The sequence below is a fragment of the Actinomyces weissii genome (genome assembly GCF_016598775.1).
Lineage (GTDB): Bacteria > Actinomycetota > Actinomycetes > Actinomycetales > Actinomycetaceae > Actinomyces > Actinomyces weissii.
Genome location: NZ_CP066802.1, coordinates 879276 through 903035, shown reverse-complemented (window position 1 = coordinate 903035; position 23760 = coordinate 879276). Strand labels below are relative to the sequence as shown.

The following is a 23760-nucleotide window of genomic DNA, read 5'->3' as shown; positions in this document are numbered from 1 at the left end:
TGGGGCTGGTGCACCTCGCGCTGCTTGAGCCGGTGGCTGGTGGGCCAGGCTCACTTCTCGCCGGAGACGGCCTTCTTCAGGGCGGAGCCGACGGTCAGCTTGACGCCGTAGCCAGCGGGGATCTTGATCTCCTCGCCGGTGCGGGGGTTGCGGCCGGTGCGGGCAGCGCGCTTGACGCGCTCGACACCCATGAGGCCGGTGATCTTGACAGCCTCGCCCTTCTTGACGCTGGAGACCAGGACCTCCTGGAAAGCGCTCAGGAAGGCGTCGGCCTGGGTCTTGGTGAGGCCAGCCTTGTCGGCGATGGCGGCAATCAGCTCAGTGCGGTTGACGGACATGGTTACCTCTCACTTGTAGGTCGGCCCGGATGTTCGGTGCCGCTGCGGCTACGTTATGCGTAAGACGCGCGGTTTTCCAGGTAAAAGGGTAGGTTTCCCGGCGTGTTGCCAGCAGCAGAACTCACGTAGGTAACGCCAGCCCCACCTGTCACAGCAGTCCCGGACTCAGGCGGGAGCACCGGCTTTGACGGCCTCGGCGAACCAGGACGTGATCGTGGTCGGGTGGGTGATGGCGGTGCCCACCACCACGGCGAAGGCCCCTCGTTCCATGGCCTGGGCGGCCTGGGCGGGGGTGTGGATCCGCCCCTCGACCACCAGCGGCAGCCGGGCGAAGGCCTGGATCTCGTCCACCAGCTCCAGGTCCGGGCCCACGGTCTTGGGGCGCTCACCGGTGTAGCCCGCCAGGGTGGTGCCCAGGATGTCCACCCCGGCGTCCTGGGCGGCACGGGCGTCGTCGGCGCTGCCGCAGTCAGCCATGATGAGCACCTCCGGGCGGGCCTCGCGCAGGCCCTGGACCGTCTGGGCCAGGCTCAGGCCGTCCGGGCGGGGACGGCGGGTGCCGTCCAGGGCCACGACCTGGCTGCCGGTGGCGGCCACGGCCACGGCGTGGGTCAGCGTGGGGGTGATGAAGACGCCGTCGTGCCCGTCCTTCCACAGGCCGATCACCGGGACCTCTACGTGCTGGTTGATCAGGGCCAGGTCGGCCAGGCCCTGCGCGCGGATACCTACCGCCCCGCCTGCCACGCAGGCCTGGGCCACCTGGTCCATGGTCCGTGGGTCGCGCATAGGCTCCCCGGGGTATGCCTGCGCGGAGGCGATCAGGCCGCCACGCAGCTGCTCAAGGATGCTGTTCTTGTCACTCATGGTGCTTCTCTCCCCCGGCCGGGCCGGGCAGGTGCAGATGGTTAGGAAGGGGCGGGCCGCCCCGGCGCACGGCCTGGGGCGGCCCGGTGCGGCTCACGGCCTAGAAGGCAGGGTCAGCCAGGCCTCGTGGGCGGCACCGATAATCGGTGCGTTGGTGCCCAGCACGGCGGGCACCAGCTCCAGGTCCTGGGCCACCAGGTCCACGAGCTCACGGCGCACCGTCTGCCGCAGCGGGCCCCACCACAGCTCGCCGGAGCGGGCCAGGCCGCCGGAGACGATGACCTTGTGCGGGTCCAGCACCGTGACCACGGCGGCGACCGCCTGCCCCAGGGCCACGGCCGCCTCCTGGTAGACGCGCTTCGCGGTGGCGTCCCCGGCCTCGGCCAGGCGCTCCACCTGCAGGGCGGTGGTCACCTGCGCGGCGCCGGTGGCCTCCCGGTAGCGGCGGGCGATCTGGGGGCCGGCGGCCACGGCCTCCAGGTGCCCGGGGCGCCCGCAGGTACAGGTCTCCTGCGCGGCGGCGCCGCTGGGCATGTGCCCCATCTCCCCGGCCAGGAAGTGCGCGCCGTGGTGGAGCCGTCCGCCTAGGACGACGGCGCCCCCCACGCCGGTGCCCACGGCCACGACCAGGGCGCTGTCCGCCCCGGCCCCGGCCCCGAGCCAGGCCTCACCGGCGGCGTAGGCGTTCACGTCGTTGTCCACGTGCACGTGCAGCGGCACGCCGTCGTTGACCCCGGCCTCCTGCAGGCGCTGGCAGACCCCGGCGGCCACGGCGGTGCCCGGCCAGCCGGTGATGGCGTCGGTGGCCGAGACCACGGTGCCGGTGCGCGGGTCGATCACCCCCGCCGAGCCGATACCTACCGCCAGCGGGCGCACGGGGGCGCCCGGATCCTGGCTGGTGCCCTGCTGCAGGACCTCCAGCACCAGGGCGGCGATGGCGTCCAGCATGGCGGCGGGGCCGTCGTGGGCGGGGGTGGGGCGGGAGCGGAGCGGGCCCAGAACAGCCCCGTCGGGGCCGACCAGGGCGGCAGCGATCTTCGTGCCGCCGAGGTCGACCCCGACAAGAGCGGTGCTGGCTGGAGCTGGTGCAGTCAACACGGCTGGTTTCCGTCCGGCTCTCAGATCAGGCCCTGCTCGCGGGCGATCGCCAAGATCCCGGCCTTGGTCTCCCCCTCAAGGGCCTTGACGGGGTAGGCCATCTCGTTGCTGGCAATGGTGCCCTGGGCCGCCATCACGGTCTTAAAGGCCCCGATGCCGGTGGCGTCGCCGGAGCGGCCCTGGGGCACGAACACGATCTCGAAGCCGGCACAGATCTTGTCCTGCAGACGGCGCACCTCGGCCCAGTCTCCGCGGCGGGAGGCAGCCCACATGTCGGCGTAGCTACGGGGCTCGACGTTGCCGTAGCCGGGCACCACGCCGTCGCCGCCCAGCAGCAGCATGCCGTCGACCACGCACTCGTGGCCGGTGAGCAGGGCCAGCGGGTGACCGGCCTGCTCGTTGGCGGCCACCAGGCGGCGGAAGCCGACGTCGTCGCCGGAGGAGTCCTTGACCCCGGCCAGGACGCCTTCCTTGCCCAGCTGGACCAGCAGGTCGCGGCTTAGCTTCTTGCCGTTGAGGCGCACGGGCACGTCGTAGGCGAACAGCGGCACGTTGATCGCGGCCGCAATCGCCCGGAAGTGGTCGGCGATCTCGCCCATGTCGTTGATCGCGTAGAAGGGGCAGGCGGCGACCACGGCGTCGGCCCCCAGGGCCTCGGCCCGCTTGGCCTGCTCGATGACCCGGTGCGCGGTGGTGTCGATCGCCCCGGCGAGCACAGGTACGCGCCCGGCCACGCGCTCGACGGTGTACCTGACGGACTCGTCACGCTGGGCGTCGGTCAGGTAGGCCACCTCGCCGGAGGAACCGCCGACGAACAGGCCGTTGACGCCGCCCTCGATCAGGAAGTCAATGACGCGCCCCAGGCTGTCGAAGTCGATCTGCCCGTCCTTGAAGGGGGTGATGACCGGGGGGATGACGCCGGTAAAACGGGTGTCCATGTGTTTGTTCTTCTTTCTGGGTCTTTGGGAAGGGGTGGCTGAGACTTCAGTGGTCCAGCAGGGAGGGCACGGCAGACAGCAGCGTGCGGGTGTACTCCTGCTGCGGGTTGTTGAAGATCTCCTGGGTCGTGTTCATCTCCAGGATCCTCCCGAAGTACATGACCGCGATCCGGTCAGAGACGTAGCGCACGGTGTTGATGTCGTGGCTGATGAAGACCAGTCCCAGCCCCAGGGAGGCCTTGAGGTCCTGCAGGAGGTTGAGCACCTGCGCGCGCACGGACACGTCCAGGGCGGAGGTGGGCTCGTCGGCCACGATGATGTCCGGGTCCAGGGCCAGGGCCCGGGCGATAGCCACGCGCTGGCGCTGCCCGCCGGAGATCTGCCGGGGCAGGACGTCCAGCGCCGAGGGAGGCAGGCCCACCAGGTGCAGCAGGTCCTTGACCTTGGCCTCGCGCTCAGCCGGACTGCCAATGCCGTGGACGTTGAGCGGGTCGATGAGCGTGTCGTGCACGATCATGCGGGGGTTGAGCGCGGTGGCCGGGTCCTGGAAGACCACGGACACGGCGCGTCCCAGCTCCCGGCGGTCCGCCGCGGTGTGCCCGAGCCGGCGGCCCTTGAAGAGGACCTCACCCTTGGTGAGCTCCTGCAGGCCGACCATCACCCGGGCGGTGGTGGACTTGCCGCAGCCGGACTCCCCGACCAGGCCCAGGGTCTCGCCCCGCCGCACGCTCACGGACACGTCGTTGACGGCGTGCACCGTGTCCGGCCTGAACAGGCCGCCGGTGCGGGACTTGTGGATGACGTGGGCGTTCCTGAGCTCGATGACCGGGTCGGTCTGCGGGTTCCAGCCGCTGTACCTTGCGTCGCTCATCAGTGGGCCTCCTTAGCGAGCAGCGCCTCCAGCTCAGGCGTGACTGCGTATACGTGGTCCGCCGCGCCCTGGGGCACGGGCTTGAGGACGGGACGGGTCTCCAGGCCCACCTCCGGGTAGGAGGAGCGGGGCGCGAAGCGGTCGCCCTTGACGAACTCCGAGGGGCTGGGGACGGTGCCGCGGACCTGGTGCAGGCGGTTGGAGCCCGCCTCGATGGACAGGACCGCGCCGAGCAGGCCACGGGTGTACTCGTGCACGGGGTTGGACAGCAGCTCCGTGGTGTCCGCCTGCTCCACCACCTGGCCCGCGTACATGACGGTGATCCGGTGGGCGAGCTTGGCCACCAGGGCCAGGTCGTGGGACACGAAGACCATGGCGAAGCCAAGCTTCTCACGCAGGTCGTTGAGCAGGTCCACGACCTGCTTCTGGACGGTGACGTCCAAGGCGGTGGTGGGCTCGTCGGCTATGACGAGGCTGGGGTCGCGGGTCAGGGCCATGGCGATCAGCACGCGCTGGCGCTGGCCGCCGGAGAGCTCGTGCGGGTAGCTCCTGAGCGTGCGCACGGGGTCCAGTCCCACCAGCTCCAGCAGATCCTCAGCGGGCCGGGTGCCGCCGCGCTTGGTGAGCTGCTTCATCTGGGCGGAGATGAGCATGGAGGGGTTCAGGGAGGAGAGCGCGTCCTGGTAGATCATGCTCATCTCGTGCCCGCGCAGCGCGTTGTGCTGCTCGGGGGTGAGCTTGAGCAGGTCCTGGCCCTTGAACAGTATCTCGCCGGTGACACGGGCGGTGGGGGGCAGCAGCCCCATGACCGCCATGGAGGAGATGGACTTGCCGCAGCCGGACTCCCCCACCAGGCCCATGGTCTCGCCGGGGCGCACGGAGAAGGACACCTTGTCCACGATGCTGACCTCACCGTGCTGGGCCGGGAAGGCGATGGAGAGGTTCTTGACCTCCAGCACCGGCTCCGCCTCCTGGTCCTGGTAGACGAGGCGGTCGGCGCGGGCCAGCTCGGCTACCCGCAGCTGGGCCAGGCGCTCGGAGAGCGGCGTGTCCTCGGCGGCGGCGACGGCGGTGGTGCCGGTCAGGCCGGAGACGGAGCCCTCGGGGTCCTTGTCCACGGCACCGGGGGGCAGCTCGGCGTTGGCGGCTACGGCGCCCTCGGCCTCGCGCCAGGCGGCCTGGGTCTCCAGGGCCTCCTCGTCAGCCTGGACGTCCACCTTCTTGCGGATGCGCGGCGAGGCCATGGCGTCGGTGAGGCCCTCGGAGAGGATGTTCAGGCAGAGCGTGGTGATCAGGATCATCAGGCCGGGGAAGAAGGTCGTCCACCAGTGGCCGCTGAGCAGCAGGGCCTTGCCCTCGGAGAGCATGTTGCCCCAAGTGGGGGTGTTGACGGCCTGGATGCCGGTGCCGATGAAGGACAGGGAGGCCTCGAATACGATGGCGTCGGCCACCAGCACCGTGGCGTAGACCATGATCGGGGCGATGCAGTTGCGGACCACGTGCTTGGTCAGGATCCAGGGCACGCGGGCGCCCATGACCTTGGAGGCGGCCACGTAGTCCTCACCGAACTGGGCCAGGATGTTGGCCCGCACCACGCGGGTGAGCTGTGGGGTGTAGACGATGGCGGTCGCGATGATGATGACCATGATGATGGGCATCTTGGTAGCGGACATGGCCAGCACCAGCACTGCGGCCAGGGCGATGCCGGGGAAGGACATCAGCACGTCCAGGAAGCGCATGAGGCTCTCGGAGATCCACTTGCGGCTGGTGGCGGCGATGGAGCCGAGCAGGGCCGCGGCAGCCAGGGCCAGTCCGGTGGCGCTCAGGCCGACGACCAGGGAGACCCGACCACCGTAGACGGCCCGGGAGAAGGCGTCCCGTCCGCTGCCGTCGGTGCCGAACAGGTGCTTGAGGGAGGGCTTGGTGGCGGGGTCGGAGACCACCAGGTCCTCCAGGCCCTCGATGTGGGTGACCGTCTTGGCCTCAGCCAGGCCGGTGGTAGCGGGGTCGTATGGGGCCACTACCGGGGCCAGCACGGCCATCAGGGTCACCAGCCCCAGGACCAGGACGGCGATCTTGGAGCCCAGGGGCAGGGCCTTCCAGCCCTGGAAGCGCATGCCGGGTGCGGCAACCTTGTCAAGCTTGCGACGGTGCAGCATCAGATGCTCCTGATCCGCGGGTTGACCAGCACGTACAGCATGTCAACCACGATGTTGATGATGATGAACGCGGCGGCCACGGTGATCGACACGCCCTGGACGATGTTGACGTCGTTGCGGGTGATGCCCTCGAAGATGAGCTGGCCCATGCCCCGGATGTTGAAGATGATCTCGATGACCACCGCACCCCCCATGGCGTAGCCCAGGCGCAGGCCCAGCACCGTCAGGGGGGTGATCAGGGCGTTGCGCAGCACGTTACGGGCCACCACCACGTGCTTGGGGATGCCGCCACCGATCGCGGTGCGCACGTAGTCACGGTCAAGCTCCTCGACCATGGCGGTACGAACCACCCGGGTGAGCGTGCCGGTGTTGGGCACGGCGACCGCGAAGGCCGGCAGGGTGACCTGACGGATGTACTCAGCCGGGTTCTCGCTGAAGCTGACCCACTTGGTGACGACTGAGGGGAACCACTGGGCGCCGCCGGGCACGTCCGCGAACCACTGGATGAGCAGCAGGGCCAGCCAGAAGGAGGGGGTGGCCAGACAGAGGATGGAGATCACGCGGATCACCTGGTCGGGCCAGCGGTCCCGGTAGAGGGCGGCGATGACGCCCAGGAACAGGGCGAGCACCACGGCCAGGAAGATCCCGATGAAGGTCAGCTGCAGGGTGATGGGGAAGGACGTGGAAATCAGGTCGCCGATGTCCACGCCGGTGAAGGACTCACCAAGGTCACCGTGCAGCAGTCCCCCCAGGTAGCGGACGAACCGGACTGGGAGCGGGTCGTTGAGGCCGTGCTGGATGCGGTACTGCTCGAGGGCGTCAGCCGAGGCGGCCTCTCCCAGCGCCAGGCGCGCCGGGTCGGCCGGGGAGAAGGACATGACGACGAAGACGAGCAGCGTCACACCCAGCACCATGAAAGGCAGCGCGATTAGGCGCCGTCCGATCAGGCGGAGGAGGTTGGACACTTGGATGCTCCTTTGCTCTCGTGTCCGCGCCCCCAGGGTCTGGGGTGGCACGCGGAGTGGACGGCGGCTTTGCCGACCAGTTAATTGTCTGATGTCTGACGTCGGATGGCAAGTCCGGGTCGGGACTTGTCGTGAACCTCCCCGTTACCGCTAGCGCACACCCACGCAGAAAGCAGGCGCCGGGCACCGCAGCAAGAAGCCACGGCGCCCGGCACCAGCAGAGAGGATCAGGCCTGGGAGCCCACCCCCACGAAGGACAGACCGGTCAGCGCGATGGGCTGGAAGTCCACCAGCTTGGAGGAGTCGTAGGCCGTCGGGGTCTTGCGGTGGAAGATCGGGTACAGCGGCAGCTCCTCGGACAGGAAGTCGAAGATCTCCTGCCACTTGGCGATCTGCGCGTCACCCTCGAGCCGCACGGCCTCGTCGAGCATGCTCTGGACCTTGGTGTAGCTCTCGCTGCCCTTCCAGTGCATACGCTGGTCGGTCCAGGCGTCGCCGGAGTACCACCAGCGCATGAGCAGGTCGGCGTCGTTACCGAAGACTGAGGGGTCACCAGGAGCGACGACGACGTCCCACTTGCCCTCGTTACCGTCCACGAAGGAGTAGACGTCGGCGGACTTCTTCTCCTCGTAGTTGACCGTGACGCCCAGGGCAGCCAGGTTCTCCTTGATGATCGGACGCACCTGCGCGAACCAGCCGTGGTTCGAGCACAGCAGGTTGATCTCGGTGACCCCAGCCTCGGCCAGCAGGGACTTGGCCTTCTCCACGTCGTAGGTGTAGACCACCTTGGCGTCCTTGTAGGCCGGGTGCTTCTCGTGCACGAAGCTCTTGGCGGGCACAGCCAGGGTCCCCATGCCGTTCTGGCAGATCTTGTCGTAGTCCAGGGCGTACATCACAGCCTGACGCACCTTGGGGTCGGAGAAGGTCTGGTGGTTGAACATCGCGAAGAGAAGCGAGAAGCCGGACTCCGCAGCGACCTTCACCGGATCCTTGGCGATCGAGCTCAGGTTGGCGACCGGCACGGCGTCGATGGCCTGGACACTCCCGGAGGTCATGGCGTTGGTGCGGGTGGTGTCATCGGGCAGGACCTGCCAGGTCATGGTCTTGACCAGGGCTGGCTGGGGGCCGTTGTAGTTGTCGTTGCGCTCGAAGACGACGTTCTGGGAGCCCGCGCCGTTGTCGGTCATCTTGTAGGGGCCGGTGCCCACGGGCATGAGGTCGAAGGCCTTGGCGTCCTTCTCGACCAGGGCCTTGGGAACGATCTTGACGACGCTGATGCGCTCGGCGACCAGGGAGTAGGGGAACTTGGTCTTGATGGTGACGGTCTTGTCGTCCTTCTTCTCCACCTTGTCCAGGAAGGAGATGAACTGGGAGTACAGGGACTTGTTGGCCGGGTCGAGCACGCGCTCGAAGGAGAAGACGACGTCGTCGACGGTGACGTCGGTGCCGTCGGAGAACTTGGCGCCGTCACGCAGGGTGACCTCGTAGGTGGTGTCGTCAACCTTGGTGGGCTTGTCCTTGCCGAGAGCGGCGTAGCACTCGCGGGTCTTGGGGTGGAGCTCGGTGAGGCCCTCCATGGTGTGCCAGTTAGCGGCGACGGTCAGGGCAGCGGTGGTGGTCATCGGGTCGTAGCCGTTGGTCCCCAGCTCGTAGGAGATACCCGCGACGATCGCACCATCGGACTTCGTGGCCTTGGCACCGTCAGTGCCGCCAGCAGCGGCACCGGTCTTCTTGGAGTCACCTCCGCCACAGGCAGCGAGGGTGGCGGCAAGGCCGGCGGCCAGGCCGATCGTGCCAGAGAGCTTGAAGAAGTCGCGGCGGCTGCCCGCGAGAGTCTGGATCGCCATTGATTCTCTCCTGAAGTCGGACGTCTTATGTCTGACGTTGGTAGGATGACTCTAGCAGCACAACCCGGCTCCTGTGCAACAAGATCAAGCCAGCAGATCTGCGTCCTCACTGCGAGCCAGGACACACCTGTAAGCCAGATCCTGCAAAGGAGACCGGACAATGCCGTCCATCCCCGCACACGCCGAGACCTTGAGCTCGCTGACCACCACCCCCAACACGCAGTCCTCCACGGCGATCGCCGCCATAAAGGACTACATCATCAAGGAGAACCTGGCCCCCGGCGCCCCTCTGCCCACCGAGTCACAGCTCTGCGCCACCCTGGGGGTCTCCCGCTCCTCGGTACGGGAGGCGGTACGCACCCTGGTGGCCCTGGACATCGTGGAGGTGCGCCACGGCCACGGCATGTTCGTGGGGCAGGTCTCCATGCGTCCGATGGTCGAGTCGCTGGTGTTCCGCGGGCGGCTCAGCCCCGGTGACGACTACCGGGCCCTGCGTGACGTGGTGCAGGTGCGGCGCACCCTGGACCTGGCCCTGGCCGAGGAGGTGGTGCGCGTGTGGACCGGCAGGCAGGACGACGAGCTAAACCAGGTAGTGGAGGAGATGACCGCCCTGGCGGAGGCGGGCCGGCTGTTCACCGAGCAGGACCAAGCCTTCCACTCGATGCTGCTGGCCCCCCTGGACAACCACCTGTTCCGCAACCTTACGGAGGCCTTCTGGGCAGTGCACACCTTGACGATCCCGCTCATGGGCGCACCCACCTCCGAGGACATCAGCCGTACCGCCCAGGCCCACGCCCAGATGCTCCAGGCCGCCCGCCAAGGGGACGTGGAGGCCTACCGGGACGCGGTCCAGGAGCACTACCTGCCGCTGATGAGCGCCCTGTCCCAGGGCTGAGGGGCAACCACCGACGTCGACGCCGGGGCGTGCCCGCGTGCACGCTGCTGCGGCGACCGCGGCAGCGACCTCGAGGAGAGGTTACTGTACGGAGTCGAGCAGGTCCCGGAGCAGAGGGTCAGTGATGAGGGCGTCCCGAGAGTCCGCGAAGTAGTTGGCGTGCGTACGCTTGATCGTGTCGAAGGAGTCAGAGCCGATGAGTACGATCTCGATCCCCTTGTCGTTCCGGTACTGCTCCTCAAGCTCCATGTATGCGGCGACTGCGGCGTCACTGTCACTGCCGAACGGGATCTCCTCGCGGAGCCTCTCGTCCGCGTGGTCGTAGACGAGGATGAAGTGCTCTAAGGCGCTCCGCTTCATGCCTTCCTCCCCAGGTAGGCGACATAGGCCGCACGTGCGGACTCAAGCCTCTTCAGAGTATCCGAACCGGCCTCAACTGCCAACTCCCTTGCTGCCATGACCTCAGAAATCACACTGAGAAGGTCAAGCGCTTCCTGCGGGCCGATCCCACGTTTCAGGTCTACAGGGCCGGACTCGACCGGGGCGAGGAGCGCAGTCATCTGCTCAACGGTTATCGCCCACTGTGCATCCACTTGGTGCGCAGCTGGATCTCGACGGGGCGCGGCGGATACTTCCCACCCGTGCCGCCATACTCGACGACGACATGCACACCACGGTACCCGGAGGCCTTGGGGTGGCTGATGTAGTCCACCACGCTCAGGACCGGCCGGTTCTTCTCGATCCGCTGTTGGACACGCCGGATCTCGTCAAGGTCAGCCAGCACGGCGCGACAGCCAGCGATGTCCTGCATCCTTGAGAGCGCAAGGGTTGGGTGGGCGACAAGCTTCGTCGACAGCGACTCCCACCTCTTAAGCCGCTGCGAGATACTCGGCTCGCGGCATTTGGCAGCGCGCACAAAAGACCTCAGCCCCATGCTTGCGGCGTTCATGGGCTGCCGGTGACTGGACCTGAAGGCGTTGACGACATGCTTGTCCTCTTCCAGGACTTCCGGGTCCAAGCCGGTCGTCCGGCCTGTAAGCGAGCGGCGCAGCCTCCTGCCAGCCTTGTCCACACGCTTCTTGGACGGTTGCCCAGCCACCACTCATGCCTCCTTGCCCAGTTCGAGCGTCCGCAGAACCAGCGGCTGGCGGATGCAGCTGCAACAGGCCATCGTGCCCTTCCCCTCCTGCTGCAGCCCGAGCCCAACGCAGCAAACCGGGCGGCTCACAGCCACAGGCAGCCTGTCATCGTCGCCCCTGCGACCTGACGGCGACGGCAACGCTGGAGACGCTAATCCCCACAGATACTCCCCACAGCGTCCAGGAGACCAGGCGCAAGGCTGGTGGTGCGGCCTGGGTCACTAGAGCCAGCAGGGCTCCGCAGGACAAGACTGCTCCTAGAGCAGCCAGAGCTAAGGCACGGCGGTCCATGACGTTCCTCTCGAGCATACTGGTTTCGTGTCTTGCAGCCGGGACGGAACGCGAAGGCTCTTGTCCCGCCTCCGATCCCCGTTCTACCACTTCTGCCCGCTCTTCCCCACGGGAACTGGGGATATCCCCGGCGTCCAGGGCGGCATACTGACGCCGTCCTGGTTTCGAGCCAGTGAACAGCGGTGGGGAGAATACGCCTGCAAGCACCCCTCTCTCAGGCGCTGAAGGACAGGTATGGCTTTGAGCAGCACCACGGCAGTCACTCCTACTCCCCCGATCTCCGGCAGGCACCCGGTGGACCAGGTCCCTCCGGCCGGGAGGCTCACGGTGCTGGGGATCCAGCACGTGCTGGCCTTCTACGCCGGGGCGGTGGTGGTGCCGCTGGTGATCTCCCAGGGCCTGAACCTGGACCCGCAGACCACTATCCACCTGATCAACGCGGACCTGTTCACCTGCGGGATCGCCACCCTGATCCAGTCGGTGGGGCTCGGCCCCCGTATCGGGGTGCGCCTGCCACTGATCCAGGGCGTGACCTTCACCGCCGTCTCCCCCCTGATCGCTATCGGCCTGGCCGCCTCCGGGGGGCAGGGCGGCAACGCGGGCCTGCCCACCATGTACGGCTCGATCATCGCCGCAGGTCTGATCACCTTCCTGGCGGCACCGTACTTTGCGCGGCTGCTGCGCTTCTTCCCGCCGGTGGTAACCGGCACGCTGCTGACGATCATGGGGACCACGCTGCTGGGCGTATCCGCCGGGGACGTGGTCTCCCTGGCCGCCTACGCCCCTGAGGGAACCTCCCCCGAGGCGCTCAGCGCCCTGACTCTCAAGGGCCTGGGCTACGCGCTGCTCACCGTCCTGCTGATCGTGGCGGTCCAGCGCGCCTTCAAGGGATTCATCTCCACCATCTCCGTGCTGATCGGGCTGGTGGTGTCCACGGCCGTGGCGGCGGCCCTGGGGGACGTGAGCTTTGCTGAGGTGGCGACGGCGGCCCCGGTCGGGGTGACCACGCCCTTCTTCTTCGGGGTGCCCCAGCTGTCCGCCACCGGCGTCCTGTCCATGGTGATCGTGATGGCGGTGACGGCGGTGGAGACCACAGGGGACGTCTTTGCCACCGGCGAGGTGGTGGGCAGGCGCATCACCCCCAGGCACATCTCGGCGGCCCTGCGGGCGGACGGCCTATCCACCGTGCTGGGCGGGGTGCTCAACTCCTTCCCCTACACCTGCTTCGCCCAGAACGTGGGCCTGGTACGGCTCACCAGGGTCAAGTCCCGCTGGGTGGTGGCCGTGGCCGGGGTGATCATGCTGCTGCTGGGCATGCTGCCCAAGGCGGGGGCGGTGGTGGCCGCTATCCCCGGCCCGGTTATCGGCGGGGCCAGCCTGGCCATGTTCGCCTCCGTGGCGGTGGTGGGCATCCAGACCCTGGCAAAGGTGGACCTTAAGGACAACCGTAACGCGGTGATCGTCTCCACCTCGCTGGGGCTGGCGCTGCTGGTGACCTTCAAGCCGGAGGTGTCTGCGAGCATGCCTGCCTGGCTGCAGATCCTGTTCGGCTCCGGGGTAACTATCGGCTCCCTGACGGCGATCATCCTGAACGTAGTGTTCTTCCACCTGGGCCGGGCCGACAGCGCGGACGTGGCCCTGGTGGCGGGCCGCACGGTGAGCCTGGAGCAGGTCAACGCGATGGGCCGCCAGGAGTTCGTTGAGGCGCTCTCCCCCTTGTTCACGGGGGCCACCTGGCCCGCGGAGCGTGCCTGGGAGCAGCGGCCCTTCGCCTCCACCAGCGCGCTGCGCCAGGCATTCGAGGACGTGGTGCTTTCTGCCAGCGCCCCGGAGCAGGAGAGCCTGGTCCAGGGGTACCGGGACATTGCCGAGCTGCTGGTCCCTTCCAGCGCTGACAGTCAGGCGGAGCTGGACACGGCCTCACTGGCGCTGGGTGAGCTCGACGACGCCGAGGCCGCCGAGCTACGTGCCCTGTCCGAGGCCTACCGGGAGCGCTTCTCCCGGCCCCTGGTGATGTGCGTGGAGCGCCTGGACAGCCGCTCCCAGCTGATCGCCCGCGGCTGGCAGCGGGTGGAGTCCTCCCCCACCCGGGAGGCCCGGGTGGCCCTGGGCGAGGTGATCGACATCGCTGACGAGCGCTTTGACCAGATGGTGGCGGACGCCAACCCGATCCGCACCGCCTGGGTGCGCAAGTTCGAGCAGCTGGGCTGAGCGACGACGGCAGGTCAAGGATGCAGCACGGGGGGCGTCCCTTTTGCGGACGCCCCCCGTGGCATAGACGCTCCTAGGTGGCTGGCAGGTGGTCAGGTGGTCCAGCCAGGCCCTGCCTTGTCTCAGGCGTACCCGAGCCAGGCCCCCGAGGTGCTGAAGCGTGAGCGCCGTCCGTCGATGCTCACGGTGCCGGTGGCCATGGCCCCGCTGCCTTCCAGGTGGTACCAGGTCCCCCCCCGTCCTTGAGCCAGCCCGTGACCATGGCCCCGTTGCCCCGCAGGTAGTAATAGTCGATACCGTGGCACAGCCACCGGCCGTGAAGGCCGTCGGCACTACATTCGAACCAGAACTAGTGGCCCGTCATACTCGCCCAGCCGTTCTGGCGTACCTGTAGGCCGTCGCGGAAAGCCCGTGCTGGCATGTCCCCCTGAAACCACCGGGAGCCGCTGACTCCTTGACAGTAGGAGGGGCCTCTGCCGGTTTCTGGTGGCAACGGAGGTGAGGGCGGGAGGCCTGTGGGGGGGGGCACCAGTGAGGCTAGGGGTAGCAGTCAGGCCATCAGCATTCGGCATCGACTTTGCTAGCGCCTGCGGTCAAGGCTGCCAGGCTGCCCAGCGCTAGCGCGGTACTCCTGCCCGGCACACGGCCCCATGCTTATTCCATTCGTTCCAGCCTCTTGTTCCCCAGTAGAAACGAAGGAACGATCCAGAGGCTCGTGTAAGGAGCTCATCGCTATAGCTTTCTCTTAGACTTAAACTAATCGCAGCTCTCAAGCAGGTGCTCGCTTAGCGGGGGCTGCCAGCAGGCGGCCACAGTGGGCCGCACCGCCGTCTCAAGCACCACAAAGTACCAGAGCACCAGCACTCAGATCACCGGGGACAAGATCACAGAAACGAGGCTCCCGAGCGTAAGCCGCCCCACAGGCTGTGTGCGATGACCACAGCAACGGGCCTTTCACCCCGCCACACGAACAGCACTCGCCGAGGTGAATCATGAGCCCCATCAAGCCAGCTGGACCTGGCGCGAGCCCAACGGGCTCAATCATTACTTTCGTTAGCGCCGCACTGATAGCAAGGCTTATGATTGACGCCGTACAGTACGGTTCCTTGCTTAGGCATGAGTCCTGGGCGAGTGCCAGCGAGTGGATTACTGCCACGGATTCGCCTTGATCGCCTGCTTCTCCTACTGGTACCGCCTCAAGGACGACCACATCCAGCCGCAGCGAGCGGAGACCTGTCACTGACGGAGGGCCAGAAGCCCCCACACCAACCACTGAGCTTTCAACTACCGCACGATCAAGGCGAAAACTCCCCGGACTCTCCGGCAGGGGGACACTCTAATCCTCCACGAGTGACAAAACGCGCCCACCAGCACGCCACCTGCCCGAGCAGCACAGCAACCATGCCTCAGGCGGCACCAGCGCAGAAAGTACAGATAACAGTAAAGGGGCTGCTCTGCCCCCAGGGCTGGGGGCAGAGCAGGCCCTTAGTGCCGACATTGCGGCAATTGGTGGAGATGCGGGGAATCGAACCCCGGTCCGGCGGTGGTGCAACAGGACTTCTCCGGGCGCAGTTCGCTGCTGCTTTTCTCAGCCCCGGCGTCTCACGCGAACAAGGACGCCGACGGGCTCAGTCACCTAGATGTCCCGAGGTCCCCGGTGACCCAGGACCTCAGCAGTGGCTCCCTAGATGACGCCAGGAACCGGGGCGGAAGCAGTCCCCGGGCTGACGGACTTCGGAACTCGCTCAGGCGGCGAGGGCGAAGTCGGTGCGAGTGTTATCGGCACCTATTGGTTCGCACAGAGCGTTGACGAGATGACTGTGCATCCTCGGCCCGCTTCTCCTGAACCCACGACCGTCGTCGAAACCGATCATCCCCTGTGTAGTTGTCAATGGCGCGAATGCCACCGCTGACGCCGGAGCGCCACACAGACCCACTCTAGCAGCACCGCGCGCCCCGATACAGCCCAGGTGCCTCAGATCTCAGCCCTGGCGGCGGTTGGCGGCGGCCATGGCCCGCTGGGCCTCCCGCTTGTCCTGCGCCTCCCGCAGGGCCTGACGCTTGTCCCAGTCCTGCTTGCCACGGGCCAGGGCGATCTCCAGCTTGGCCCGACCACCCAGGAAGTACAGCTCCAGCGGCACCACCGTGTATCCCTTGGCCTGCACCTTGCTGGCGAGCCTGGCCAGCTCGGCGCGGTGCAGCAGCAGCTTGCGCTTGCGGCGGGGGCTGTGGTTGTTCCAGGTGCCCTGCAGGTACTCGGGTATGTGCGCCCCCTGGAGCCAGGCCTCCCCGTGACGGTCGAACTCGATCCACGCCTCGGTCAGGGAGGCCCGCCCCATGCGCAGGGCCTTTACCTCGGTACCGGTAAGCACGAGCCCAGCCTCGTAGCGGTCCTCAATGAAGTAGTCGTGGCTGGCCTTCTTGTTGCGCGCCACCGTCTTGTGGGCGTCGGAGGCGGCCTTGGCCTTCTCCCCCGCCGTCGGCTTCCTGGGCGGTACCGGCTTCTTGGCGGCCATGCTCTCCCCTCCTGCGTGTACCAGTGGCTTGCCAGAGGGGTGGCGCCGATTCCCTGCAGGAGGGTCTCGGCGCCACCCGGCTCCGGCGCATCAGCCTACGCGCAGCCGGCTACAGAAGGTAATGCCTGCTCAGAAACCTGGCAGGGACATGGGGTCCACGTAGTCACCGTTGATACGCACGGAGAAGTGCACGTGCGGGCCGGTCACGCCACCGGTCATGCCGGTAAGCCCGATCTGGTCCCCCTGGGACACGGACTGTCCGCTGTACACCGAGTGCCCGGACAGGTGGCAGTAGCCCACCACGACGGAGTTCCCACCAGCGATACCGCTGATGAACACGTAGTTGCCGCAGGACCCGTTGTAGCCGGTCCTGACCGTGCCGCTGATAGCCGCGTACTGCGGCACGCCGACTCCGGCCGCCAGGTCCACGCCGTCGTGCAGCGTGTAGGTGCCGCTGATGGGGTGCACCCGGTACCCGAAGGGCGAGTTGACGATCAGCGGGCCGGCGATCGGGTGGCCGATCGCCCCGCCGCCGAGGCTGCCCGCGGCCGCCGCGCCGCCGCCTCCACCGCCGCTGGAGCCACCCTGCTGGGCCAGGGCCCGACGGTTCTGCTCCTCCAGCTCGGCGATGACGGCGTTTGCCGCCGCCTCGTCCTGCTTGGCCTGGGCCTGCTGGGCCTCCAGGGTCTTCTTCTGCTCCTCAAAACTGTTGACCGCACTCTGCTTGGTCTCCTTGAGGGCGGCCACCTCGTCCCGCTTGGTCTGGGCGGTGGCCTTGGCGTCAGCAGCCGCCTTCTGCGCCGCGTCCGCCTCGTTCTTCAGCGTGGTCACCCGTTCGGCGACGGCGTCCTGGCGGGCCTTGCGGTTGGCGGTGCGGGAGCGCTCGTTCTCCGCCTCGGTCAGGACGTTCTCCTCCACCCCGGCGGCGATCTCCACGGAGGAGGCCCGGGTGGTCAGGTCGTCCACGTTCTCGGAGGACAGTACGAAGCTCCACGAGCTCAGGGAGTTGTCGCCCTGGTAGGTGGCCACCACCAGTTCGGCGATAGCCGTCTGGTTCTCTGAGACGTTCTTGTCCGCCTCAGCGTTCTGCGTGTTGATGGTGTCCTGCTCGGCCTTGGCCACGTCCAGGCGGTCGGAGGCGGTCTTCTGCTCGCGCTCCTTCTGCGCCAGGGCGGTCTCAGCGTCGCTGAGCTCGGTCTCGGCCTGCGTCAGGCTCGTGGTGGCGCTCTGGAGATCCAGGTAGGCCTGGCCGAGTTCCTTGGAGACGCCTTCCAGCGAGGAGGTCAGCTCCTGCTGGCGCCTCTGGGCGTCGGTGCGGTTGGCCTCGGCGTCGGAGCGCTCGTCGGCGACGGCGGTGAGCCGCAGCCCCAGGGGCTCCAGAGCGGCACCACCCAGGGAGGGCACCGCCAGGGCCAGCCCAGCCGTCACCACCAGTGCGCAGCGGCCAGCACGGGCCGCACGGACTCTTCTGACTTTGGTTGTGCTCACAGGGATCACACCTTCGTGTACTTGGACAGGGACACCACTGAGGACAGGGTGGCCAGCGCTAGGGCCGCCAGCAGCAGCCAGGGCGCGAGCCTGACCACGTCAGCGGCGGAGATGAACGCGGTGGTGAAGGAGATGGAGTCGGCCAGCCAACGGTCCACTATGTAGTGCACACCAAGCCACAGGGCGGCGATGGCCCCGGCCGCACCCACCAGGGCGGCGATCGCGCCCTCCAGGACGAAGGGCATCTGGACGAACAGGTTGGAGGCCCCCACCATGCGCATGATGCGCACCTCCTTGGCCCGGCTGAGCGCGGAGAGGCGGATGGTGGTGGAGATCAGCAGCACCGCCGCCACCCCCATGAGGACGGCGAGCCCGGCGGTGATCCAGGACGCCCGGTTGATGACCACCACCAGCGGCTCCAGGGTCTCACGCATGTCCACCACGCGGTCCACGCCGTCACGCCCGGAGAACTGCTCAGCCACCACTTGGTACTTCTCCACGTCCACGAGCTTGATGCGGAAGGACACCGGCATCATGTCCTCGGTGGCGTTACGGCCGATCTTGTGCTCACCGTAGGCCTTCATGAAGTTCTTGTAGGCCTCGGCCTTGGACTCCATCTCGTAGGACTCCACGTAGGGCTTGAGGGTCTCAGATCCCAGCAGCGCCTCGGTGGCGGCCAGCTGCTCCGGGGTGGCCTCCCCCTGGGCGCAGCGCGGGGTGGCGGACAGCGACGGGCACATGAACACCGATACCTCGACCTTGTCGTACCACTCGCCCTTCATCACGCCGATCTGCTGCTGCAGCAGCGCGGAGGAGCCGACGAACAGGAGGGAGACGAAGGCGACCAGGACTACCGAGACGGTCATGGACAGGTTGCGCCCCAGGCCCTTTCCGGCCTCGGACAGCATTCGACGCAGGCGCATCTGCTCTCCTTCCTCACAGGTGCGAGCCGAAGACGCCGTGCTGCTGGTCGCGCACAACCTCTCCGAGCCTCAGCTCAATGACGCGCTTACGCATCTGGTCAACGATCTCGACGTCGTGGGTCGCCATGACCACGGTGGTGCCCTGCCGGTTGATGCGGTCCAGCACCCGCATGATCCCTACCGAGGTGGCAGGGTCCAGGTTTCCGGTGGGCTCGTCCGCCATGAGGATCTTGGGGCGGTTGACCATGGCCCGGGCGATGCCCACGCGCTGCTGCTCGCCGCCGGAGAGCTCGTGGGGGAATCGCCGCTCCTTGCCTCCCAGGCCGACGAGGTCCAGAGCCTCAGGCACCGCGGTGCTGATGAAGTGACGGGACTTGCCGATCACCTCCGGCACCAGGGCCACGTTCTCCTCCACGGTCTTGTTCTCCAGCAGCTCGAAGTTCTGGAACACGAAGCCGATCTCGCGCCGCAGCTGGGGCACCCGCCAGGAGGAGACCTGTGACAGGTCGCGGCCCAGCACGTGCACGGTGCCCGAGGTGGGCCGCTCAGTGCGCAGCACCAGGTTCAGGAAGGTGGACTTGCCCGACCCGGAGGCACCGACGAGGAACACGAACTCGCCGCGCCCGACCTCCAGGCTCACGTCGTCGAGGGCCGGGCGGGCACCTCGCTTGTAGACCTTGGAGACATGGTCGAATCGGATCATTTGCTACTCGCTCCCGGTGGCGGATACACGCGGACCTGCTTTTCAGACCTACGTCACGGTACGCAGCCTAGGGGTGTGGAATCGTTTAAGACACGCTCTTTCTGGACTCGTTCCGATGACATTCTAGGACACTTCATGTCACAAACGGCTTACGATTGTCACATGCAAGAAGACTGCTAATTTTGAACACTTAACGGCCCCCTGGCCCTCAGAAGCCCCCAGGCGCGACAGGTCAGACAATATGTGCCTCAGACGGCGAAAACGCCGACTTTCATGCATTTCCTAAGGAACTGCTAGGGTTCACCCACCCAGGTGACCGCCAGCACAGCCAGTATGCAGCCGCGGCTTTCCCTTGGGATAACAGGGACACCGCAGCCGCCTACACCTCATGCCCCCGTGGCGGGACCCAAGTCGGACACAGGCAGCTCCCAGGTAGAGTCTGGGAGACTACTGGAAACCGCCCCCTCTGTCTCCGAGACCTCCGCGTGACCCGCCTCAAGCTCAGCCTCGCGCTCGCATGTGGGTTCCACCACACATCCTGTCTCCGCTGTCCCAGGCCCCGCCTGCGTGCCCGCCGCGAGGGAGCTCCAGGCCTTCTGCTCCGCGCTGTCAGCCTGCGCCGACGGAGTGTCGGACGCCGGGGCCAGCGCCTCGGAACGCTGACCACCGAGCCGCCGTCCGAAACGGGACTCCCCACGGGACAGGTCGTGCCCGGCGGTGGTCAGGCCGATCACGTTACTCACGCCTGAACCGCGCTCATTGGCCCACCTCTCCTGGGAGAAACGGCCTACCAGGACCACCGGGTCCCCTTTGGACAGGGAGAAGCTGAGGTTCTCGGCCAGGGCTCCCCAGGCCTTGGCGGTGAACCACACGGTGGGGTCGTCCACCCAGTCCTGCCCCTCACGGTGACTGGGCGTCACCGCCACCCGGAAGCGGCAGAAGGCCCTGCCGGTAGCCCGGCTGAGCGCGGGGGCGGTGCCTACGACTCCTTGGATGGTCAGGTCGATCTGGCGGCTCATGGTGACTGCTCCTTCTGGCCGGCCGGGTCAGGGTGGTGGCCGGTCACCTCAAAGGTGCCCTGCCCCGGCCCTCCCCTGGCCGCCCGAGCGCCCCTCCTGGGGGCCGCCCCTGCGCACCACCGCCTGTGGAGCGCGGCCAGCACCCGGTCACATCCCGAAGGCCTGCTGCAGGATCCGGTGCCTGGCCAGCACCCGGCCGGTAGGGGCAGACAACCCCCGCTCCACCACCGACTCCACCCGCTGACGCGCCTGCTCCAGGTAGAGCCCAGCCTCCTGGCTCGCCCGCCGGGAGCGGGCGCGCTGGGACAGCACGGCCAGAACCAGCCCCAGCACCAGCAGCACCAGGGCGATCCACGGGGCCTGGCCCCGCAAGGCGGCAGCCACCGCCAGACAGAGCCCCAGCACCAGCAGCAGCACCCCGCCCCACCAGCCGAGGTGCAGCAGCGGCGTGCTGCGCAGGGGAAGCGGCACGGAACCCACCGCCTCAGCAGTCTGGGCAGCCAGCTGGTCCGGGGAGACCACGGCGTCCTCAATCGACCTCAGCCACACCTGGGGCAGCCCTGCGGTGGCTCGCCGCAGCCAGGTGGTCTGGGCGGCCGCGACCGCGGGACGGGCTGGGGGCTCAGGCCGCGCCAGGGCCCGGCCCAGCGGCCAGGCCAGGGCCGCCCGCACCGAGTCAGACACCACGTGGGCGCCCGCAGCCCGCAGCAGGGCCTCGACGACGGGCTCCTCCAGCCCGGGCTCCAGCTCCACCGGACCAGCCGCCACGCAGCCAGCCAGACGGCGGGAGATCGCGTCCATCTCCGCGGCCACGGTGCGGGCGGCGTTGGACTCGCGGCTGACTCGCTCGCGCAGTACCTCCCGGAAGGCCGCCAGGTTGTCACCGCGCGTGGCAGACACCGGCAGCACCTGGACCCGGGCCAGCCCGTCAGCGTCCAGCAGCCTACGCACGTCAGCCACCAGGGTCTCCTGCCCACCCTCGGGCAGGGTATCGACCTGGTTGACCAGGACAAGCATGTCCTCCTGGCGCGCCCCCAGGCCGCGCAGGTAGCCCTCGTGCAGGGCGGCGTCGGCGTACTTCTGCGGGTCCACCACCCACACCAGCAGGTCCGCCAGGGGCACCAGCCGGTCCACCTGCAGGGCGTGCGCCTGCGTCACGGAGTCGTAGTCGGGCACGTCCAGCAGCACCAGCCCAGCCAGCTCCTCCTGGTCGGAGGCGTCCAGCAGGGACTCTCGGCGGATCCGCCGGTGCTCAGAGACCCCCAGGAAGTCCAGCAGGGCCCCGGCGTCGTCGCCCCAGGAGCAGGCAGCGGCCTGGGAGGTGGTGGGACGGCGGGCGCCCACGTCCGCGAACTCCAGCTGGGTGATCGCGTTGAACAGGGAGGACTTGCCGGAGCCGGTGCCCCCGAAGAAGGCAGCCACCGTGTGGTCCACGCCCAGGGCCAGCCGGTCGGAGACGTCCTCCAGGGCGGAGCGTGCCGGGATCGCCAGGGAGGCGGGCACCTCCCCCGGGCACAGGTCCAGGGCGGCGTGCATACGCTCAAGGCGCGCCTCCAGGTGCGCGGAGTCCAGCGGCTCGGGGACAGGCATGGTCATGGGGTCTCTCCAGGGCGAGTCAGTGGGCGCAGCTCGGCGGCACGCAGCCGCAGCGCTGCGGCCAGGCCAGGGTCGGGGGCCAGGCGGTGGGCGGTACCAGCCGGGACCAGCTTGCGTACCGCCTTCTCCAAGGCCGCGGCCAACAGCTCCCGGGCCTGGTCGCTCTCCTGCTGCAGGCCCAGGCTGCGCAGGGCGTTAGCCGCACCGGTGACTCCGACCGCCCCGGCCACCAGCAGGTCGGACAGGGACGCCTCAGTCAGCCCTAGGGGAGTCTCTGAGGCGCCGCAGTCCTTCAGCAGCGTCACCCGCCAGCTCTCCAGCACAGAGGTGGCCTTGCGGGAGGCGTCATCCATGTCGGCAGGCGGCTCCGCCCCGGCCGCGGCCCACAGGGCCCGCAGGTCCGCGGACAGGGCCACCAGGGTGGCCTCCAGGCGGGCGTGCACGGCGTCCATGGCGTCCTTGGCCAGCAGCTCCAGGGCCTCACCGCGCTGGCGGGTGCGTCGGCCGAACAGGCCCGTAGGCAGCCGTCCCCCTGGGGAGAGGGCGGCCAGCGCGGCCAGGGGCCCGCCGGAGGAGGCCAGGGTCAGCCAGCGGGTGGTGGGAGCCCCCTGGCCGCAGGAGCCGACCCGCACCTCACCGGTCAGGTCAGAGACCGGGGCCCCGAGCAGCGCGGTACGCCCCTCCTCCAGGGTGCTGGCGGCGCGGGCCTGGGCGTCCAGGTCGTCGGCCAGCTGCGTGAGGTCCTGGCACAGGCTGGCCCACAGGCTCTTGCCGGTGCGCCGCAGCAGGCTCGCCGCCCGGTGCCGCCCCGCCAGGAGCCAGAGCCAGTCGTGGACCGCCTCGGTCTCCGCGGCCGGGAGCATCCCCTGGTGCGGGCCGACGTCCGGGACCACGAACAGCGGCGAGTCCTCCAGCCCCAGGGAGGCCAGGCGCCCCACCAGGTCCCGGCGCACCTCGCTGAGCACCTTGGCCGGCACCCGGTTCAGGACGACGGCGACCGCCGTCCCCCGGGAGACGGCGTCCTCCAGGGTCGCCCAGGGGGTCTGGTCCCCGTAGCGGGCCGCGGTGGTCACGAACAGCCACAGGTCCGCGGCCTCCAGCAGGCGTGCGGCCAGGTCCCGGTTGGCCTCGTGCACCGAGTCCAGGTCGGAGGCGTCGATCACGGCGAGCCCGGCGGGCACCTCCTTGGAGGTCACGGTCAGGCAGACCTCCGCGACCGGGTGGGCAGCGATGATCTTCGCGTCCTCAGGGTTGACCACCAGCACAGGCGTGCGGGTGGTGGGGCGCAGCACCCCGGCCTGGGAGACCTCCGCCCGCAGGAGCGAGTTGACCAGGGTGGACTTGCCCGCCCCCGTGGAGCCTCCCACCACCACCACGGCAGGGACGTCCGCGTCCTTGAGGCGGGGCAGTACGTGGTCGCGCACCTCGGACTGGAGGCGCACGCGCAGCTGGCGGGCCTCCTGCACCCCGGGGGCGTTCAGACGCAGGTCCAGGTCCTCCAGGTCCCCGAGCAGGTCGCTCAGGACAGCCACCAGGCGGCCACGGCTGAGCGCGTCTGCCTCAGCCGCCTCACCAGGGCTGCCTGCCTGGGGGGTCGGGGTCCTGGAACCAGATGGGAGCATGGCCAATACAATAGATGCAAGCAGGCCAAGAACGGGTACCGAGAGAGTCAAACCGCGGTACCGAGAGTGCCCCCACCCGGACTCGAACCGGGAACCTGCGGATTAGAAGGCCGTTGCTCTATCCATTGAGCTATGGAGGCGGCGCCGGGCAGCGCTGGACGGCCCGGAACGGCCCCAGCCTACGGCACTGGCCACCGTTCTCCGGCACGGCCAGGCTGTCGGTATCCTTTCACACGTCCCGTGGCGGCTCATCCAAGCCGTCCGCCACTGCGAAAGG

General features: G+C 68.3%; 20 protein-coding genes, 1 tRNA gene and 1 other RNA gene. 2 read left to right on the top strand and 20 right to left on the bottom strand.

The window, feature by feature from the left end:
• Positions 1–50: 50 nt before the first annotated feature.
• The 8 genes from JG540_RS03675 to JG540_RS03640 all read right to left on the bottom strand — a co-directional run bounded on the left by JG540_RS03675 (position 51) and on the right by JG540_RS03640 (position 9080).
• Positions 51–338 (bottom strand): HU family DNA-binding protein, encoded by a 288-nt coding sequence (locus tag JG540_RS03675; protein WP_200277349.1) that lies wholly within the window; start codon positions 336–338, stop codon positions 51–53.
• A 165-nt stretch (positions 339–503) separates the two neighbouring features.
• Complete coding sequence (locus JG540_RS03670) at positions 504–1202, bottom strand: N-acetylmannosamine-6-phosphate 2-epimerase (RefSeq protein WP_200277348.1); 699 nt, start codon at positions 1200–1202, stop codon at positions 504–506.
• A 93-nt stretch (positions 1203–1295) separates the two neighbouring features.
• Positions 1296–2297, bottom strand: coding sequence for an ROK family protein (locus JG540_RS03665; protein WP_234042894.1), 1002 nt, complete (start codon positions 2295–2297; stop codon positions 1296–1298).
• Between the two features lie 23 nt (positions 2298–2320).
• Positions 2321–3238: a dihydrodipicolinate synthase family protein gene (locus tag JG540_RS03660; protein WP_200277346.1), complete on the bottom strand. Its 918-nt coding sequence runs from the start codon at positions 3236–3238 to the stop codon at positions 2321–2323.
• Between the two features lie 46 nt (positions 3239–3284).
• Positions 3285–4109: an ATP-binding cassette domain-containing protein gene (locus JG540_RS03655; protein ID WP_200277345.1), complete on the bottom strand. Its 825-nt coding sequence runs from the start codon at positions 4107–4109 to the stop codon at positions 3285–3287.
• On the bottom strand, positions 4109–6268 hold the full coding sequence (locus tag JG540_RS03650; protein WP_200277343.1) for a dipeptide/oligopeptide/nickel ABC transporter permease/ATP-binding protein: 2160 nt from the start codon (positions 6266–6268) through the stop codon (positions 4109–4111). Before JG540_RS03650 ends, JG540_RS03655 begins: the two co-directional genes overlap by 1 nt.
• Positions 6268–7233 (bottom strand): ABC transporter permease, encoded by a 966-nt coding sequence (locus tag JG540_RS03645; protein ID WP_200277341.1) that lies wholly within the window; start codon positions 7231–7233, stop codon positions 6268–6270. The genes JG540_RS03650 and JG540_RS03645 overlap by 1 nt, the downstream gene beginning before the upstream one ends.
• 227 nt (positions 7234–7460) lie before the next feature.
• Positions 7461–9080: an ABC transporter substrate-binding protein gene (locus JG540_RS03640; protein WP_200277339.1), complete on the bottom strand. Its 1620-nt coding sequence runs from the start codon at positions 9078–9080 to the stop codon at positions 7461–7463.
• Positions 9081–9240: 160 nt separating this feature from the next.
• On the opposite strand from JG540_RS03640, the gene JG540_RS03635 reads away from it, so the two are divergent.
• The gene (locus JG540_RS03635; RefSeq protein ID WP_200277337.1) at positions 9241–9975 is read left to right on the top strand and encodes a FadR/GntR family transcriptional regulator; all 735 of its coding nucleotides are present in this window, start codon (positions 9241–9243) and stop codon (positions 9973–9975) included.
• An 81-nt stretch (positions 9976–10056) separates the two neighbouring features.
• On the opposite strand, the gene JG540_RS03630 is transcribed toward JG540_RS03635, so the two are convergent.
• From JG540_RS03630 to JG540_RS03620, 3 genes are read right to left on the bottom strand one after another with little or no spacing between them, the layout of a single operon-like run.
• Entirely contained in the window at positions 10057–10335 is a 279-nt protein-coding gene (locus tag JG540_RS03630; RefSeq protein WP_200277335.1) for a hypothetical protein, read from the bottom strand.
• Positions 10332–10535 (bottom strand): hypothetical protein, encoded by a 204-nt coding sequence (locus JG540_RS03625; RefSeq protein WP_200277333.1) that lies wholly within the window; start codon positions 10533–10535, stop codon positions 10332–10334. Before JG540_RS03625 ends, JG540_RS03630 begins: the two co-directional genes overlap by 4 nt.
• 11 nt (positions 10536–10546) lie before the next feature.
• Positions 10547–11047, bottom strand: coding sequence for a RelA/SpoT domain-containing protein (locus JG540_RS03620; RefSeq protein WP_200277331.1), 501 nt, complete (start codon positions 11045–11047; stop codon positions 10547–10549).
• A gap of 592 nt (positions 11048–11639) precedes the next feature.
• Between JG540_RS03620 and JG540_RS03615 the strand changes: the two genes are divergently transcribed.
• Positions 11640–13616 (top strand): solute carrier family 23 protein, encoded by a 1977-nt coding sequence (locus JG540_RS03615; RefSeq protein ID WP_200277329.1) that lies wholly within the window; start codon positions 11640–11642, stop codon positions 13614–13616.
• Between the two features lie 1507 nt (positions 13617–15123).
• Here the strand turns inward: JG540_RS03615 and ssrA are convergent.
• The 9 genes from ssrA to JG540_RS03570 all read right to left on the bottom strand — a co-directional run bounded on the left by ssrA (position 15124) and on the right by JG540_RS03570 (position 23623).
• Positions 15124–15494: a transfer-messenger RNA gene (gene ssrA, locus JG540_RS03610) on the bottom strand.
• A 104-nt stretch (positions 15495–15598) separates the two neighbouring features.
• Positions 15599–16132: an SsrA-binding protein SmpB gene (gene smpB, locus JG540_RS03605; protein WP_200277327.1), complete on the bottom strand. Its 534-nt coding sequence runs from the start codon at positions 16130–16132 to the stop codon at positions 15599–15601.
• A gap of 129 nt (positions 16133–16261) precedes the next feature.
• A complete protein-coding gene (locus tag JG540_RS03600) occupies positions 16262–17620 on the bottom strand; it encodes a M23 family metallopeptidase (protein ID WP_200277319.1) in 1359 nt (452 codons plus the stop codon).
• A gap of 5 nt (positions 17621–17625) precedes the next feature.
• Entirely contained in the window at positions 17626–18543 is a 918-nt protein-coding gene (gene ftsX / locus JG540_RS03595) for a permease-like cell division protein FtsX (protein WP_200277318.1), read from the bottom strand.
• Positions 18544–18556: 13 nt separating this feature from the next.
• The gene (gene ftsE, locus JG540_RS03590; RefSeq protein WP_200277317.1) at positions 18557–19246 is read right to left on the bottom strand and encodes a cell division ATP-binding protein FtsE; all 690 of its coding nucleotides are present in this window, start codon (positions 19244–19246) and stop codon (positions 18557–18559) included.
• A gap of 386 nt (positions 19247–19632) precedes the next feature.
• Complete coding sequence (locus tag JG540_RS03585; protein WP_200277316.1) at positions 19633–20265, bottom strand: single-stranded DNA-binding protein; 633 nt, start codon at positions 20263–20265, stop codon at positions 19633–19635.
• A 147-nt stretch (positions 20266–20412) separates the two neighbouring features.
• Positions 20413–21861, bottom strand: a complete 1449-nt coding sequence (locus JG540_RS03580; protein WP_200277315.1) for a GTPase — start codon at positions 21859–21861, stop codon at positions 20413–20415.
• Positions 21858–23483 carry a GTPase gene (locus tag JG540_RS03575; protein WP_234042893.1) on the bottom strand — a complete coding sequence of 542 codons (1626 nt, stop codon included), beginning with the start codon at positions 23481–23483 and terminating at the stop codon, positions 21858–21860. Before JG540_RS03575 ends, JG540_RS03580 begins: the two co-directional genes overlap by 4 nt.
• 67 nt (positions 23484–23550) lie before the next feature.
• Positions 23551–23623 (bottom strand) — tRNA-Arg (locus JG540_RS03570).
• Positions 23624–23760: the final 137 nt, after the last annotated feature.

Coding starts and splice junctions, on each gene's coding strand:
- JG540_RS03675 (WP_200277349.1), bottom strand. CDS start 338: ATGTCCGTCAACCGCACTGAGCTGATTGCCGCCATCGCCGACAAGGCT.
- JG540_RS03670 (WP_200277348.1), bottom strand. CDS start 1,202: ATGAGTGACAAGAACAGCATCCTTGAGCAGCTGCGTGGCGGCCTGATC.
- JG540_RS03660 (WP_200277346.1), bottom strand. CDS start 3,238: ATGGACACCCGTTTTACCGGCGTCATCCCCCCGGTCATCACCCCCTTC.
- JG540_RS03655 (WP_200277345.1), bottom strand. CDS start 4,109: ATGAGCGACGCAAGGTACAGCGGCTGGAACCCGCAGACCGACCCGGTC.
- JG540_RS03650 (WP_200277343.1), bottom strand. CDS start 6,268: ATGCTGCACCGTCGCAAGCTTGACAAGGTTGCCGCACCCGGCATGCGC.
- JG540_RS03640 (WP_200277339.1), bottom strand. CDS start 9,080: ATGGCGATCCAGACTCTCGCGGGCAGCCGCCGCGACTTCTTCAAGCTC.
- JG540_RS03635 (WP_200277337.1), top strand. CDS start 9,241: ATGCCGTCCATCCCCGCACACGCCGAGACCTTGAGCTCGCTGACCACC.
- JG540_RS03630 (WP_200277335.1), bottom strand. CDS start 10,335: ATGAAGCGGAGCGCCTTAGAGCACTTCATCCTCGTCTACGACCACGCG.
- JG540_RS03625 (WP_200277333.1), bottom strand. CDS start 10,535: ATGACTGCGCTCCTCGCCCCGGTCGAGTCCGGCCCTGTAGACCTGAAA.
- JG540_RS03615 (WP_200277329.1), top strand. CDS start 11,640: ATGGCTTTGAGCAGCACCACGGCAGTCACTCCTACTCCCCCGATCTCC.
- smpB (WP_200277327.1), bottom strand. CDS start 16,132: ATGGCCGCCAAGAAGCCGGTACCGCCCAGGAAGCCGACGGCGGGGGAG.
- ftsX (WP_200277318.1), bottom strand. CDS start 18,543: ATGCGCCTGCGTCGAATGCTGTCCGAGGCCGGAAAGGGCCTGGGGCGC.
- ftsE (WP_200277317.1), bottom strand. CDS start 19,246: ATGATCCGATTCGACCATGTCTCCAAGGTCTACAAGCGAGGTGCCCGC.
- JG540_RS03585 (WP_200277316.1), bottom strand. CDS start 20,265: ATGAGCCGCCAGATCGACCTGACCATCCAAGGAGTCGTAGGCACCGCC.
- JG540_RS03580 (WP_200277315.1), bottom strand. CDS start 21,861: ATGACCATGCCTGTCCCCGAGCCGCTGGACTCCGCGCACCTGGAGGCG.
- JG540_RS03575 (WP_234042893.1), bottom strand. CDS start 23,483: ATGCTCCCATCTGGTTCCAGGACCCCGACCCCCCAGGCAGGCAGCCCT.